At 26.7% G+C, this 15015-nt stretch carries 14 protein-coding genes; 12 read left to right on the top strand and 2 right to left on the bottom strand.

From position 1 onward, the window contains the following. Positions 1–8: 8 nt before the first annotated feature. The 9 genes from purH to QML81_RS07820 all read left to right on the top strand — a co-directional run bounded on the left by purH (position 9) and on the right by QML81_RS07820 (position 10899). Positions 9–1529 (top strand): bifunctional phosphoribosylaminoimidazolecarboxamide formyltransferase/IMP cyclohydrolase, encoded by a 1521-nt coding sequence (purH, locus tag QML81_RS07860; RefSeq protein WP_281950878.1) that lies wholly within the window; start codon positions 9–11, stop codon positions 1527–1529. Positions 1530–1567: 38 nt separating this feature from the next. After that, positions 1568–2281 (top strand): DUF72 domain-containing protein, encoded by a 714-nt coding sequence (locus tag QML81_RS07855; protein WP_281950877.1) that lies wholly within the window; start codon positions 1568–1570, stop codon positions 2279–2281. After that, positions 2268–3833, top strand: a complete 1566-nt coding sequence (locus tag QML81_RS07850) for a hypothetical protein (protein ID WP_281950876.1) — start codon at positions 2268–2270, stop codon at positions 3831–3833. Before QML81_RS07855 ends, QML81_RS07850 begins: the two co-directional genes overlap by 14 nt. A gap of 96 nt (positions 3834–3929) precedes the next feature. After that, positions 3930–5744: a molecular chaperone HtpG gene (gene htpG / locus QML81_RS07845; RefSeq protein WP_281950875.1), complete on the top strand. Its 1815-nt coding sequence runs from the start codon at positions 3930–3932 to the stop codon at positions 5742–5744. Beyond that, a complete protein-coding gene (locus QML81_RS07840; RefSeq protein ID WP_281950874.1) occupies positions 5744–6952 on the top strand; it encodes an amidohydrolase family protein in 1209 nt (402 codons plus the stop codon). The genes htpG and QML81_RS07840 overlap by 1 nt, the downstream gene beginning before the upstream one ends. After that, positions 6942–7292: a gamma-glutamylcyclotransferase family protein gene (locus QML81_RS07835; protein ID WP_281950873.1), complete on the top strand. Its 351-nt coding sequence runs from the start codon at positions 6942–6944 to the stop codon at positions 7290–7292. The genes QML81_RS07840 and QML81_RS07835 overlap by 11 nt, the downstream gene beginning before the upstream one ends. 61 nt (positions 7293–7353) lie before the next feature. Then, positions 7354–8226, top strand: coding sequence for a J domain-containing protein (locus QML81_RS07830; protein ID WP_281950872.1), 873 nt, complete (start codon positions 7354–7356; stop codon positions 8224–8226). Further along, positions 8226–8603: a heat shock protein transcriptional repressor HspR gene (locus tag QML81_RS07825; RefSeq protein WP_281950871.1), complete on the top strand. Its 378-nt coding sequence runs from the start codon at positions 8226–8228 to the stop codon at positions 8601–8603. The genes QML81_RS07830 and QML81_RS07825 overlap by 1 nt, the downstream gene beginning before the upstream one ends. Positions 8604–8667: 64 nt before the next feature. Beyond that, positions 8668–10899, top strand: a complete 2232-nt coding sequence (locus tag QML81_RS07820) for a sensor domain-containing protein (protein ID WP_281950870.1) — start codon at positions 8668–8670, stop codon at positions 10897–10899. Here the strand turns inward: QML81_RS07820 and murA are convergent. Further along, on the bottom strand, positions 10888–12150 hold the full coding sequence (gene murA / locus QML81_RS07815; RefSeq protein WP_281950869.1) for a UDP-N-acetylglucosamine 1-carboxyvinyltransferase: 1263 nt from the start codon (positions 12148–12150) through the stop codon (positions 10888–10890). The genes QML81_RS07820 and murA overlap by 12 nt on opposite strands. Before the next feature lie 100 nt (positions 12151–12250). Here murA and QML81_RS07810 point away from each other — a divergent pair, with 100 nt between their 5' ends. The 3 genes from QML81_RS07810 to rnz are packed head-to-tail and all read left to right on the top strand — an operon-like array spanning position 12251 to position 14197. Beyond that, entirely contained in the window at positions 12251–12673 is a 423-nt protein-coding gene (locus tag QML81_RS07810) for a hypothetical protein (protein ID WP_281950868.1), read from the top strand. Next, on the top strand, positions 12666–13226 hold the full coding sequence (locus tag QML81_RS07805) for a class I SAM-dependent methyltransferase (RefSeq protein WP_281950867.1): 561 nt from the start codon (positions 12666–12668) through the stop codon (positions 13224–13226). The genes QML81_RS07810 and QML81_RS07805 overlap by 8 nt, the downstream gene beginning before the upstream one ends. After that, the gene (rnz, locus tag QML81_RS07800) at positions 13217–14197 is read left to right on the top strand and encodes a ribonuclease Z (protein ID WP_281950866.1); all 981 of its coding nucleotides are present in this window, start codon (positions 13217–13219) and stop codon (positions 14195–14197) included. The genes QML81_RS07805 and rnz overlap by 10 nt, the downstream gene beginning before the upstream one ends. On the opposite strand, the gene QML81_RS07795 is transcribed toward rnz, so the two are convergent. Beyond that, entirely contained in the window at positions 14187–14816 is a 630-nt protein-coding gene (locus QML81_RS07795) for a TetR/AcrR family transcriptional regulator (RefSeq protein WP_281950865.1), read from the bottom strand. The genes rnz and QML81_RS07795 overlap by 11 nt on opposite strands. Between the last annotated feature and the right edge of the window lie 199 nt (positions 14817–15015).

Raw genomic sequence — 15015 nt, 5'->3', positions numbered from 1 at the left:
GGATAGGAATGAGAGCTCTTTTAAGCGTTAGTGATAAAACAGGAATTGTAGAATTTGCTAAAGAGTTAAAAGCTCTTGGATATGAGATAATAAGCACAGGCGGAACCTGGAGAGTTTTGAAAGATGCAGGTATTGATGTTATTGAGATTAGTGAAGTGACAAATTTCCCAGAGTGTTTTAATGGAAGAGTAAAAACATTAAATCCATATATTCATGGAGGAATTCTATTTAGAAGAGAAAAACCTGACCATGTAGATGAGGCAAAAAAACTTGGAATTGAACCGATAGATTTGGTTTGTGTTAATCTATATCCTTTTAAAGAGACTATTGAGAGAACTGATGATTTTGAAGAGATAATAGAAAATATTGATATTGGCGGACCTACAATGGTTAGAAGTGCTGCTAAAAATTTTGAAAGTGTTATTATTGTAACTGACCCAAACGATTATGAAAATGTAATTGATGCATTAAAAAATGATAAAAACAGTATTGAATTTAGAAGAGAACTTATGATTAAAGCTTTTGAGCATACTGCAAATTATGACTCTATGATTGCAAATTATATGAATAAAAGATTTCATGAAGGATTTGGAAATAAACAATTTATTGTAGGAAGTAAAGTTTTTAATACAAGATATGGAGAAAATCCTCATCAAAAAGGGGCACTTTATCAGTTTGAAGATTTTTATAGCAACTTAAATATTTTAAAAGGTGAGCCAAGTTTTAACAATTTAACAGATATCAATTCAGCTATGAAAATAGCAGTAAGTTTAGGAGAGGGGAGTGTAGTTATAGTAAAGCATGGAAATCCATGTGGTGCTGCTATGAAAGAGGATTTAATAACTTCTTGGCAAAAAGCACTTGAGTGTGACCCAGTAAGTGCTTTTGGTGGAGTTGTTGCAGTAAATGGAGTAGTAGATAAAGAGTTGGCTCAAGAGATGAATAAAATATTTGTTGAAGTATTGATTGCTGGAAAAATAACTGATGAGGCTAAAGAGGTTTTTGCTAATAAAAAAAGGATTAAACTTTTTGATTTGGGACAGGCAAGACTTGAGATTAGTGGAGACCTTTTCGATTTTAAACATGTTGAAGGTGGATTTGTATATCAAGATGCAGATATTGTTAAAGATGAAGAGGTATTAAATGCAAAACAGGTTAGCAATATTGGAGTTGAAGATAAAAAAGATCTTTTAATGGCATACAAAATTGCTGCATTAACAAAATCTAACTGTGTTACATATGTAAAAGATGGAGCTTTGGTAGCAATAGGTATGGGAATGACAAGCAGAGTTGATGCTGCAATATGTGCTTTAAGAAAAGCAAATGAATTGGGACTAGATGTAAGAGGCTCATCTATGGCAAGTGAGGCATTTTTCCCATTTAGAGATAGCATTGATGCTGCAGCAAAAGCTGGAGTAAAAGCTGTAATTGAGCCAGGCGGAAGTATAAGAGATGATGAAGTTATTAAAGCAGCAAATGAGCATGGAATTGCGCTTTATTTTACAGGAGTAAGACACTTTCTTCATTAAAAAGCCAAAGATTTACTCTTTGGCCAAAAAGAGTTAACATGATATATATTGGCATTGCAGGATGGAATATACCTAAAGAATATAAAAATTTTTTCCCAAATGAGGGAACTCATCTTGAAAGATATTCAAAAATTTTTAATATAACAGAGATAAACAGAACTTTTTACTCTTTGCCTAAAAAAAGTACTTTGGAAAAGTGGTTTAACTCCACACCAGAAAATTTTAAATTTAGTGTAAAAATGCCAAAAAAAATAACACATATTTCAAAGATTCAAGATATTGATTCTTTACAAGATTTTTTATCATATATATCTATTTTAGATAACAAGCTTCTTTCTATTTTAGTTCAACTGCCTCCATCTTTAAAATATGAAGAAAATATTGCTGAAAAATTTTTTTCTAATTTTAGAAAATCATATAATGGTTATATAGCATTAGAAGCAAGAAGCAGTTCTTGGATAGAAGCTGAAGAACTATTGAAATTCTATAAAATTTCTACTGTAGCAGCAGATCCTAGTAGATTTGATTTTGACAAAAAGCCAGGAGGTTGGAAAGATTTTTCTTATTATAGATTACACGGCTCTCCAAAAATTTACTATAGTGAATATGATAAAAATTTTCTTTTAAATATTGCAAAAACTGTTAAAAAATCAAAAGCAAAAGATACAGTTATAATATTTGATAATACTGCTAGCGGAGCAGCAATAAAAAACGCTTTAGAATTAAAAGAGCTATTTGATGAAATTAAATAAAATTGAAAAATTAAAAATAGAGCTATCGCCTTTTGAATATTACAAAAATATAAATAATTTAAAAATTGAAAATATTAAAGAGAGCGATAGATTTTATTTAAAAAATTTTGGTATCTATAATACAAAGCTAAATCCTGAAAAATTTATGTTAAGAATCAGAATAGCAGGGGGAAGAGTAAAAAATGAATCACTTTTAAAAATTATTCATTTAGCAAAAAAGTATGAAGCAAAGATTTTAATCACAGCAAGAGCGCAGATTGAGCTTCATAATCTATCTTTAGAAAATGTGATAAAAATACATAAAAATTTAGAAGAAAATAAAATTACCACATTTCAAACATTAACCGATAATTTTAGAAATATCATTACTGACCCACTTGATGGAATAGGTAAAGAGAGTGTTTTTGAAGTTTATCCTATTATTTTGAAAATGCAGTCTCTATTTTTAAAAAACCCTGAATTTATAGGAATGATTCCTAGAAAATTTAATACTGCAATAAGTGCAAATATAAAGAATATCTCCTCTTTTTTTGGAAATGATTGCTACTTTGCTTTAGCTAAAAAGAATGGAGTTTTTGGATTTAATATCTATTTGGGCGGGAAAAATACAGAGTTTGCAAAATCTGCTGATATTTTTGTTAAAAAAGAGGAAGTCATTCCTATGTATGATGCAATAATAAAAGCATATAAAAAATATGGTCTAAGAGAAAATAGAACAAAAGCTAGACTTTTTCATTTAATTGAAAAAATATCTATGGAGGGATTTAAAGAAAAGATTGAAGAGTTTTATAATAAAAAATTGCAAAGTAGTGGAGAGTTAATATCAGAAGATTTTAAAACAGATGATGATTGGTTTGAATTAAAGAACAAAAAATTTGCATATAGATTTAAAACAGATTTTGGTGAAATAGATATTGAAACATTTGAAAATTTAATAAAAGAAGCAAAAGATAAAGAGATAAGATTAGGTGTTGATCAAAATATCTATATAATTGGCTTTAGTGATAAAAATTTTTCTATAAAACCTTTATCAAATAATCAAAATATAACTGTATGCGCAGGAAGTAGATACTGTATCTATTCTCTTTTTGATACAAAAAAGGAGTCTCATAATTTAATATTAAAAGAAATTAATAGATACAGGATAAAAGTTGGCTACAGTGGCTGTTTGAAAGGATGTGGAAGACATATATTGGCTGATATTGGATTTGTTGGAATTAGAACAAATCTTTTTGGCAAAGTAGAAAGAGGAGTAAGATTATATCTTGGAGGATTATATACAAAAGGAGAAATCCCAGCAAGACTTATTTTTTGGGCTGTACCACTTAGAAAATTAAATGATGTTTTAAAAATAATAATTGATGATTTTAAAAATAGCGGATATAAAAGATTTGAAGAGTATAGTAAAAATATTCTTTTGAAATTTAATGAGCAAGAAATTGCTTATATGATTTTATCTAAACTAAGAAATGAAAAAATAGAAAAACTACCAGATGATGAAAAGATTTTTGAAAAATTGAAAAATTTGGAAAAAGAGGCTTTTTCTCAATAAATTTTTATTCTTCTAAACTCATTAAATCTTACATAAATAAACTCAACTTTATTAACTATTTTGCTATAATAATAAAAAAATTTTCAAGGAGGCAAAATGGCTAAACACCATTTTGAAGCAGAGGTAAGTAAGTTATTACATTTAATGATCCACTCATTATATTCAAATAAAGAGATTTTTTTAAGAGAGCTTATTTCAAATGCAAATGATGCTATTGATAAATTAAATCTTTTAAGATTAAAGGATGAAAAATTTAAAGATTTTGTATTTGAGCCAAAAATCACAATAACTATCGATGAGATAGAAAAAAGATTGATTATAAGTGATAATGGAATAGGAATGGATGATGTTGATTTGGTTGAAAATCTTGGAACAATAGCAAAAAGCGGAACAAAAAAGTTTTTAGAAAATTTAAGTGGGGATGCTAAAAAGGATGCAAAACTTATCGGTCAATTTGGTGTAGGTTTTTATAGTGCATTTATGGTTGCAGATAGGGTAGAAGTAGTATCAAAAAAAGCTGGTGATGAAAAGGCATGGATTTGGAGGAGTAGTGCAAAAGATGAGTTTGAAATTGATGAAGCTAAAAAAGATTCTCAAGGGACAGATGTAATTTTATATGTAAATGATGAAAACAAAGAGTTTTTAGATGAGTGGAGAATAAAAGATATAGTAAAAAAATATAGCGACCATATTCCATATAAGATATTTTTAAAAAAGGGTGACAAAGAGGAGCAGATAAACAAAGCAAGTGCCCTTTGGAAACTTAATAAATCAGAGATAAAAGATGAAGAGTATATAGAGTTTTATAAAACAATATCTCATGATAATAGTGATCCACTATATTGGATTCATACAAAAGCAGAAGGAACTTTAGAATATACCACTCTATTTTATATCCCATCAGTTAGACCATTTGATCTTTTTAGAGCGGATTTTGAACCGGGAGTTAAACTGTATGTAAAAAATGTTTTTATAATGGAGGATAAAGAGTTAATTCCAATATATTTGCGATTTATAAGAGGTATTATAGATTCAGAAGATCTTCCATTAAATATTAGTAGAGAGATGCTACAACACAATATAGTTTTATCAAAAATAAAAAAAGCTTCTGTAAAGAAAATATTAAATGAGCTAAAAAAACTTAAAGAAAAAGATAAAGATAAATATATAAAATTTTGGGAGCTTTTTGGAAAAGTCTTAAAAGAGGGGCTTTTAAGCGATTATGAAAATAAAGATTTACTGCTTGATCTAATCATGTTTAAAACATCGAAAAGCGATGAATATATCGATTTTAAAACATATATAAATAGGATGAAAGATAATCAAAAATCTATCTATTATTTAGTGGGAGAAAAGGAGCTTAAAAACTCTCCGCTTCTTGATAGATTTAAAAAAGAGGATTTTGAAGTAATATTATTTAATGATGAAATAGATAGTTTTGTTATTCCATCAATTAATGAATATAAAGATAAAAAATTAAAATCAATTAGTAGTACAGAAGTTGATGAGGATTTTGGTGAAATTAAAATTGATGAGGAAAAATACAAAGATTTAGTAAAAGCAATAAAAGATAGTTTAAAAGATGAAGTCAAAGATGTAAAAATTACTTCAAGATTAACAGAAAATCCAGCATGTTTAGTTTTTGATAAAAATGATCCAGAATTTCAGACATATCAAATGATGAGACAGGTGGGAAATTTTGATATACCAGAGCCAAAAGCGATACTTGAAATCAATCCAAATCATGAGATTTTTTCAAAAATGGTTTTGAAAAATGATTTTAGTTTGGCTAAAGATATAGCTATTGTAATTTTTAACGAAGCAAGAATGTTAGAAGGTATGGATATAAAAAATATTAGTGAATTTAGTAATTCACTAAATAAATTAATTAAGAAAGCTTTGGAGAAATAATGATAATAAAGGCAACAACTTTATATGATGGTTTTACAAAAAACAAAAATTTATTTATAAAAATAGAAGATAATAAAATAGTTGATATATTTAAAAGTAAAAAATCAAAATATGATTTTGAAGGGGTTGTTACCCCTGCATTTATTGATGCTCATAACCATATCGGGATGTTTAGAGAAGGGGAGCCCTCAAGTGAGAGCGAAGGAAATGAGCAGCTTAGTCAATTTCAAATTTTAAATGATCCTATAAACTCAATCTATACTGATGATGAATCTTTTAAAAATGCTGTTGATTTTGGAGTTTTATATAGCTGCGTTGTTCCAGGAAGTGGAAACTTAATAGGTGGAAAAGCAAAAATAATTAGAAATTTTTCAAAAAATATAAAAGATATCGAGATAAAAGATTATGGCTATAAAATGGCTCTTGGTTTTAATCCAAGGTCTACAACTTCTTGGAGAGGAGAAAGACCCAATACAAGAATGGGCGCTTATGCCCTTCTTGAAAAAAAATTTGATGAGATTTTAAAAAAAGAAAAAGATGCTAAATTAAAATATGAAAAATCTTTATACGAATTAAATAAAAAAAATATATCCCAAAAAGAGAAAAAAATCGAAAAAGATTTTATAAAAAAAGAGTATGAGTTAACATTCTCTAAAGAAGATAGAGAGTTTTTAAAGCTTTTAAAAGGTGAAAAAATTGCAAAGGTTCATGTTCACAAAATTGATGATATTATATATCTAATAAATTTGAAAAAAAGATACAATTTAAGAGTTACAGCTGAACATACCATTGATGTAAATGATATAGAGATTTTTAATTTATTAAGAAAAAATGATATAGATATAATTTATGGACCTATTGGAAGTTTAGGTTATAAAACAGAGCTTAAAAATTACAGCTACAAAAATGTAAAATCTCTTATAAAATCAAATGCAAACTTTGCTCTTATGACTGACCATCCAGTTATAAATATCCATAATTTAAGAGATTTACTCAAATATTTTTTAATTCAAGGAATGGATGAAGTAGAGGCTTTAAAGCTTATTACAATTAATAGTGCAAAAATATTAAAAATAGAAAATATTTTAGGCAGTATAGAAGTTGGCAAATGGGCAAGTTTACTCGTTTGGAATAAAGACCCATATTATCTTGGTGCATTTCCAAAAGTTGTAATAGGGGAAGGTGAGATATTAAAAAATGAGATATGAGTATCTTTTTGTTTATGGTACTTTAATGAGTAAATTTAATAATAGATACTCAAAATTTCTAAGAAAATATTCTAAATTTATCGGTCCTGGCTATATAAAAGGAGAAATTTTTCAAATTTCATGGTATCCTGGGGTTAAAAAATCTTTATATTTCAAAAATAGAGTAAAGGGAGAGTTATATCTGATAAAAAATCCTAAAAAGGTTTTTAAAATTCTTGATAAATATGAAGATGCATCAAAATTTAATCTAAAAAATTATGAATATAAAAGAGAAAAATATTGTGTAAATATAAATAGAAAAATAGTTAATAGTTGGGTATATTTTTATAAAAATAGTTGATTGACTAAGACTAAACTTTTGTGATATAATTATTGTAACAAAAAGATTATGGAGGGCAAAATTGAGTAAAAGTTTATATGATACTTTAGGAGTAAGCCCTAATGCTTCTGCTGATGAGATAAAAAAAGCTTATAGAAAACTAGCAAGAAAATATCATCCAGATATTTGTAAAGATCCTGAATGCGAAGAGAAATTTAAAGAGATAAATGCAGCTTATGAGATTTTAAGTGATCCTGAGAAGAGAAAGCAGTATGATCAATTTGGTGACTCAATGTTTGGTGGCCAAAATTTCCACGATTTTGCACAACAAAATTTTCAAGGTGGCGTGGATTTAGATGAGATATTAAGAAATATTTTTGGTGGTGGTTTTGGTGGTTTTGAAAGAGCAGGTGGATTTGGATTTGGTGGATTTGAAGAGTTTGCACAGCCAGATTTAGATATTCATGCAAAAATAACTATTCCTTTTAGAACTGCAATTTTGGGAGGAGTTCATTCAATAACAATAAATGGTGAAACTTTTGATGTGAGAATTCCGGCTGGTTTAAAAGATGGCGATACTCTAAGAATTAGAGGAAAAGGTAAAGCTTATCAAGGTAGACGAGGAGACCTGTTATTAAAAGTTGAAGTTGCTCCAGATCCAGAATATGAAAGAGTAGGAGATAATCTTTATAAAACAATTGATATTCCTTTAAAAACTGCTCTTTTTGGTGGTAAAATAAAAGTAAATACTTTAGAAAAAGAGATCACCTTAAAGGTTCCAAAAAATACCAAATGTGGACAAAAATTTAGAGTGAAAGGGCTTGGAGTATTAAACAGAAAAACAAAATTAAAAGGAGACCTTTATTTAAAAGCTAATATTATTTTGCCAAAAGTAGAAGAGCTTGATCCAGAGCTTGCAAAATTGATGGAAGAGAGACTACCAGGAGGTGAATAATGTACGGATATGATGAACCAGTGTTTTTGATAAGTGTTGTTGCAAAAGTTTTAAATATACATCCACAAACTCTTAGACAATATGAGAGAGAAGGATTAATTGCTCCTTCAAGAACCGAAGGGAAAATGAGACTCTATTCTCAAAGAGACATAGATAGAATTAAAATGATATTAAGACTTACAAGAGAGCTTGGCGTTAACTTAGCAGGAGTAGATATAATTTTAAGATTAAAAGAGCAGATTAATGAGATGGAAAAAGAGATAGAAGAGTTAAGAGAAGAATTAAATGAGTGCAAATCTCAAGGTTATGTACCAAAGAATAGGGCAGTTGTTCAAAGAAAAAACAATTATGAAATAATTATTTTTGATGAAGATTAAAAATTTTGGCATAATTCAAGCTTCGTAAGAATTATGATTTAATTTAAAATAAAAGAGTTTGATTTTGTTTAAAGAAAAAATTTTTAAAGAGCAATTAGATGAGCTTTTTCTAAATTTAAAATATTCTCTGCCTTCTCTTGTTATCTTATCTTTTATTGCTGCTATAGTTTTATATTTTTACGAAAAAAAAGAGATTGTAATTTATTGGTTTTTTTTAATTTTAATTATTAACATAATAAGACTTTTATTAAAAAAAGAATATTTTCACTCTAAAAATTACACTAAATTTTTTAAGTCTTTTATATTTTTGACTTTTTTATCTTCAATAGTATTTTCTTCAATATTTTTTATCGCATTTCCAAAAAGTGAGATTTTACAATCTTTTTTAATATTTTTAATTGCTGGAATTAGTGCTGGTGGAATATCTTCACTTTCATATTCAAGAGTTGCTCTTACTCTTTTTCAAATAGGGCTAATTTTGCCCCCTGCAATTAAATTTTTTATTTTAAGCAATGAAATATATAAATTAATGGCTATTATTTTAATAATGTATCTTTTAATGATTTTAAAAATTTCTTTAAAAACTTATAAGCATTATTTAGAGGTAATTAAATTGAAAATAGATTATTTAAATAAATCAAAAGAGTTAAATGTTCAAAATCAGCGTTTCTTTCACCTGTTTAATAATATTCCAATAGGTATATTTTTTTATAATGATAAATTAAATTTAATTGATTGTAATAACTATTTTTCACAAACTCTTAATGTAAATAAGAATACATTAATCGGTTTAAATATGAACAAATTAATAGATAAAAGGATTATTCCTGCACTTAAATATGTTTTTAGAAAGAAAAATGGCTTTTATAGAGGAGAGTATAAATCAACATTTTCAAAAAAAGATTTTTTTATTGAACTTTACACCTCTTTTGTTGAGTTAAACAATAAAGTTATCGAAGGGGTAGGGGTAGTTATTGACTTAACAAAATTAAAAAAGTCACAAAAACAGATAGAAAGGCTTGCTTATTATGATGAACTTACAAAACTTACCAAAAGAGCAATTCTATTTGAAAATATAAAATTAGCTATTAATAGATTAAAAAGAGAAAAAGTTTATAGTGTTTTTTTATATATAGATATTGATAATTTTAAAGATATAAATGATTCTTTAGGTCACAATATTGGAGATATTTATCTAAAAAGTGTAGCCGATATTTTAAAAAAATCTATAAGAGATATAGATATTGCATCAAGAATTGGTGGAGATGAATTTGGTATATTGTTGCAAAATATTTCCGATAATAAACATATAGCTTTAAAAGAAGCTGTTGAAATTGCAAGTAGAATCTCTAAAGAGATATCAAAATCAATTGAAATAAAAGGACACATTGTAAATTCAACTGTAAGTATTGGAATTGTAGTAATAGATGAACATATAAAAAATGTTTATGATATTTTAAAGTTTGCAGATAGTGCAATGTATAAAATAAAAAAAGAGTCTAAAAACAGTATCAAAGTTTACGATTTGAAATTGAAAGAAGAGATAGATAGAATTTATGAAATAAAAAAAGATTTAGAGATTGCTTTAAAAGAAAAACAGTTTATTCTATATTTTCAGCCTCAATTTGATAAAAATAAAAAAATTGTTGGAGCAGAAGCTCTGATAAGATGGAAACATCCAAAAAAAGGGCTTATATATCCAAATGAATTTTTAGATGTTGCTACTGAGTTTAATATGCTTCAAGATATAACCAACGAAGTATTAAGATTAGCAAAAAATGCTTTTCATAAAATTCCTAAAAAAATTCCAATTGGTGTAAATATATCTGGATATGATATTTACAGCGATCAATTGATAGATAGATTGATAAAAATTATAAATAGTTCAGATTTTTATAAATATCTAAATCTTGAAATTACAGAACAGGTATTTATAAAAAATATAGATAAAGCAGTTGAGATAATTTCAATATTAAATAAAAAATATGGAATAGAACTAAGTATAGATGATTTTGGTACAGGTTATTCCTCTTTGCAATATCTAAAAAAACTTAATGTTAATTATTTAAAGATAGATAGAAGTTTTATTAGAGATATGCTAATAGATAATAATGATTATGTTATTGTTAATACCATAGTAAATATGGCAAAAAGTATGAATTTAAAAACTATTGCAGAGGGAGTTGAAACAAAAGAGCAATTTAATGCTCTAAAAAAGATGGGAATTGATTATTTTCAAGGATACCATTTTAGTAAACCTGTTGAATTTGAAAAGTTTGTTAGACTATTCTTTTAATCTCTCTATAGATGCTCCAAGATTTTTAAGTTTTTTCTCAAGATTTTCATAACCTCTATCAAGATGATAAATCCTATGCACTTTTGTTGTTCCTTTAGCTGTTAATCCAGCTAATACTAAAGCACTACTAGCTCTTAAATCAGTTGCCATCACATCAGCCCCATAAAGCTTACAAGGACCATTAATTGTTGCAATATTTCCCTTTAGATGTATATTTGCTCCAAATCTCATAAGTTCACTAACATGCATAAATCTATTTTCAAAAAGTCTCTCTTCAATTATTGATGTACCATCTGCTTTTAGGGATAGAGCCATAAATTGAGCTTGCATATCAGTTGGAAAGCCTGGATATTCAGATGTTATTATCTCTATAGGATAAATTTTTTTTGCAGGCAATATTGTAATTTCATTATCTTTTATTTTTAAATCAAAGCCCATCTGGGTAAATTTTGTTAATATTGCATCCATATGATTTGGATCACATTTTTTTATTGTTATCTTAGAATTTGTTATCGCTCCAGCACAAAGATAAGTTCCAGCCTCAATTCTATCTGGTATAACACTAAAATCTTCAAAATTAAGAAGTTCTCTGTCAGTCCCAACAATTTTTAGCTCATCTGTACCAATTCCTTCTATATCAACTCCGCTCTTTTTTAAAACTTCACAAAGTTGAATAACTTCTGGCTCTTTAGCAGCATTTACAATAGTTGTAGTTCCTTTTGCCAAAGCTGCGGCCATTACAATATTTTCAGTTCCTGTAACTGTTATTTTGTCAAATATTATATGTGTCCCTTTAAGAGCTTTTTTTGCTTTTGTTAATACATAACCATTTTTTATCTCTATTTCAGCACCCATTAAACTCAAAGCTTTCAAATGTAGATCTATTGGTCTTTGGCCTATTGCGCAACCGCCAGGCAAACTTACTTCACAATGACCAAACCTTGCAAGCAAAGGCCCAAGAACAAGAATAGAGGCTCTCATTGTTCTAACAATATCATAAACTGCTGTGGTGCTAGTTATAAAGGAGGTATCAATTTTTGCTCTATTTTTTTCATACCAAAAGTTTGCACCTAAAATATTGAGTAGATTTAAAAGAGTTCTTATATCTTTAACATTAGGAATATTGGAAATATTTACTACATTTTTTGATAGAATTGTTGATGCTATAAGAGGAAGTGCAGCATTTTTAGCTCCAGATATTTCAACAGTTCCACTTAATTTTTTACCACCTTCTATTTGAAGATAATCCATAGATAACCTTTAAGTTTTTATAATACATTTGCAATTATACTAAAACATAATTAAAGATATTTGTTATATTATTTAATATGTATTTTTCAAAAGGATAAAAATGGATTCAAAAATCGAAAAATTAAAAAAACTTACAGATAAATTAATCTCTTTAGAAGTTATTAGAAAAAATAACATTGAGAAATTAAAAAAAATTTATAATGATTTAAAAATTGATGAGAAAGTTAAAAATTTTGATGAAATATTTTTATTTAAAGCTATGAATTTAAGTGGAATTTCTCTAAATGAAAATGAATTTGCAAAAATACAAGAGGGAAAATATGTTCAAATTATAGGAATTAAAAAAGAGGATAAAAAATTAAAAAATATTAATCTAAGATATTTTGGTAGAGCTGAAAAAATAGAAAAGGAGCAATTAGAAAAAATAGTTGAATTTGTTATAAGATGGAGACTTGAAAAAAGTTTTTTGCAAGTTGAACATTATAAAAACTTTTTAAAAAAGTTAGAGGAAAAAAATGTTTGAAGATAAAATTAAATGGGATAAAAAATACAAAAATTTGGTTGACATACCAACTCTTCCTTCTGACATTGTTAAAAATTATTATAATTTAGCTAAAAAATCAAAAGCATTAGATATTGCTTGTGGAAATGGTAGAAATAGCAAATTTTTAGCCAATAAAGGATTTATTGTAGATGCTATAGATATATCAAGCGAGGCACTAAAATATTTAAAAAATACAAAAAATATCAATCCAATAGAGGCAGACCTTGATAATTTTGATTTTAAAAAAAACTGTTATGATTTGATTATATGTGTAAATTATCTAAATAGAAATCTTTTTTATAAAATAGATGAAGCTCTAAAAAAAGATGGTATATTAATTTATGAGACCTTTGTATACGATAAAAATTTAAAAAATAGTATGAAAAGAGAGTATCTGCTAAATTCAAATGAGCTACTTCACAATTTTATAAAATATGAGATTATCTATTATGAAGAAAAAGATATATTAACACATAAAAATGAGAAAGCTAAAAAAGCAAATCTTGTATGTAAGAAAATATCATGCAGATAATTTTTTTAGGAACAAGTGCTGGAAAACCAACAAAAAATAGAAATGTTTCCGCTCTATCTTTAAAATTTAAAAACAGAAAAGATTGGATGCTTTTTGATTGTGGTGAAGCAACCCAGCACCAAATTTTAAAAACCAATCTATCTTTGGCGAAATTAAAAAATATATTTATAACCCATCTTCATGGTGATCATATTTATGGAATTTTTGGATTGCTTGCATCAAGGAGCATGATTGAAGAGTGCTCAAAACTTACAATTTTTGGACCCAAAAATATAAAAGAGCTTATAGATTCTGTATTAAAATATACTCAGCTAAATCTCTCTTTTGAATTAGATATTATTGAGGTTGAAAATAATAAACTGTATAAATTTGATAATTTTTCTATTTATACTCTATTATTGTCTCATTCTATTCCTACTTTTTCATATACAATAATTGAAAAAGATCATGTAGGAAAATTAAATGTAGAAAAATTACTTCAAGATGGAATAAAGCCTGGACCAATTTATAAAGAGATTAAAAATAGAAGTAAAGTTTACTATGAGGGAAAAGTTATTGAATCAAAAGATTATCTTGAAAAACCAAAAAAGGGAAGGGTGGTTATTATTGCTGGAGATAATGATAATCCTTTTTTATTCGATGAAATTAAAAGAAGATTTAAATATATAGATCTTTTAATTCATGAGGCAACTTATACCCAAGATGTATATGACTCTTTAGGAGTTAAAATAAAACATTCAACAGCAAAAAATGTAGCTATTGCTGCTGAAAATTTAAATATTAAAAATCTTATTCTTACACATTTTAGTCCAAGATATACTGAATCTCATGATAAACAAAAACATAATATCAAAGAAATTTTAGAAGAGGCAAAAAAATATTATAAAAATAGACTTTTTCTTGCAAATGATTTTGATATTTATGAGTTAACTATCGATAAAAATCTAATATTAAAAAATATCAACCAATAGAGATGCTTTCCCAAAAGAAATCAACATGTTTTTCAAATATTGTTGAAAGCATTGTTGTATGCTTACCATCAAGTCTAAGCAATGTAACTTGCAATCTATAATAAAAAAGGGGAGCAAAAAATTCTTGAGCCATAAGCATTGGATCAGATGTTCTAATCATACCTTCTTGCATCATAATAAAAAAAGCTTTTGAGAGATTTTTTATATTATCCTCATAAAAATATTTCAAAAACATATCTCTAACATTTTTATTTTGCATTAATTCAATCAATATAATTTTAAAAAATTTCTCATTTTTAACATCAAATGTAATTAATTTAATTGTTGCAGCATACTCAGATAAAAATCTTTTTCCTCTTAAAGCATTTGTTTCTATAGGTTTTTTTTCAAAATACTCATCAAAAGGGGTAGTAAAAAGAGTTTTCATTATCTCTTTAAAAATCTCTTCTTTATTTTTAAAATGGTTATAAATGGCACTTTCTCTAATGCCAACAACTTTTGCAATTTTTCTAACTGATGCACCTTTATATCCATAAACAGAAATTAGCTCCAATGCAGCATCTAAAATTTTCTCTTTTGTTGTCTTTTTATTTTTTACATCTTGTTTTCCCGAATTCATGGCATTCCTTTCTATATTATTAACAATTGTTCATAATAAAAATTCCATAAATTAACAATTGTTCACATTTATTTTTATAAATATTAACAAATGTTCATATTAACTTGGGAGTAATATTAACATCTGTTAACTTAATAAAAAATTTGATTAAAAATTTATCTAATTCTTTTTTTAGTAAAATAGTGTGAAACAAAAAAGA

It is taken from the genome of Nitrosophilus kaiyonis, assembly GCF_027943725.1.
GTDB classification, from domain to species: Bacteria; Campylobacterota; Campylobacteria; order Campylobacterales; family Nitratiruptoraceae; genus Nitrosophilus_A; species Nitrosophilus_A kaiyonis.
The sequence above is the reverse complement of the archived record's forward strand: the minus strand, read 5'-3'. Positions and strand labels throughout refer to the sequence as shown.

Coding starts and splice junctions, on each gene's coding strand:
- purH (WP_281950878.1), top strand. CDS start 9: ATGAGAGCTCTTTTAAGCGTTAGTGATAAAACAGGAATTGTAGAATTT.
- QML81_RS07855 (WP_281950877.1), top strand. CDS start 1,568: ATGATATATATTGGCATTGCAGGATGGAATATACCTAAAGAATATAAA.
- QML81_RS07850 (WP_281950876.1), top strand. CDS start 2,268: ATGAAATTAAATAAAATTGAAAAATTAAAAATAGAGCTATCGCCTTTT.
- htpG (WP_281950875.1), top strand. CDS start 3,930: ATGGCTAAACACCATTTTGAAGCAGAGGTAAGTAAGTTATTACATTTA.
- QML81_RS07840 (WP_281950874.1), top strand. CDS start 5,744: ATGATAATAAAGGCAACAACTTTATATGATGGTTTTACAAAAAACAAA.
- QML81_RS07835 (WP_281950873.1), top strand. CDS start 6,942: ATGAGATATGAGTATCTTTTTGTTTATGGTACTTTAATGAGTAAATTT.
- QML81_RS07825 (WP_281950871.1), top strand. CDS start 8,226: ATGTACGGATATGATGAACCAGTGTTTTTGATAAGTGTTGTTGCAAAA.
- murA (WP_281950869.1), bottom strand. CDS start 12,150: ATGGATTATCTTCAAATAGAAGGTGGTAAAAAATTAAGTGGAACTGTT.
- QML81_RS07810 (WP_281950868.1), top strand. CDS start 12,251: ATGGATTCAAAAATCGAAAAATTAAAAAAACTTACAGATAAATTAATC.
- QML81_RS07805 (WP_281950867.1), top strand. CDS start 12,666: ATGTTTGAAGATAAAATTAAATGGGATAAAAAATACAAAAATTTGGTT.
- rnz (WP_281950866.1), top strand. CDS start 13,217: ATGCAGATAATTTTTTTAGGAACAAGTGCTGGAAAACCAACAAAAAAT.
- QML81_RS07795 (WP_281950865.1), bottom strand. CDS start 14,816: ATGAATTCGGGAAAACAAGATGTAAAAAATAAAAAGACAACAAAAGAG.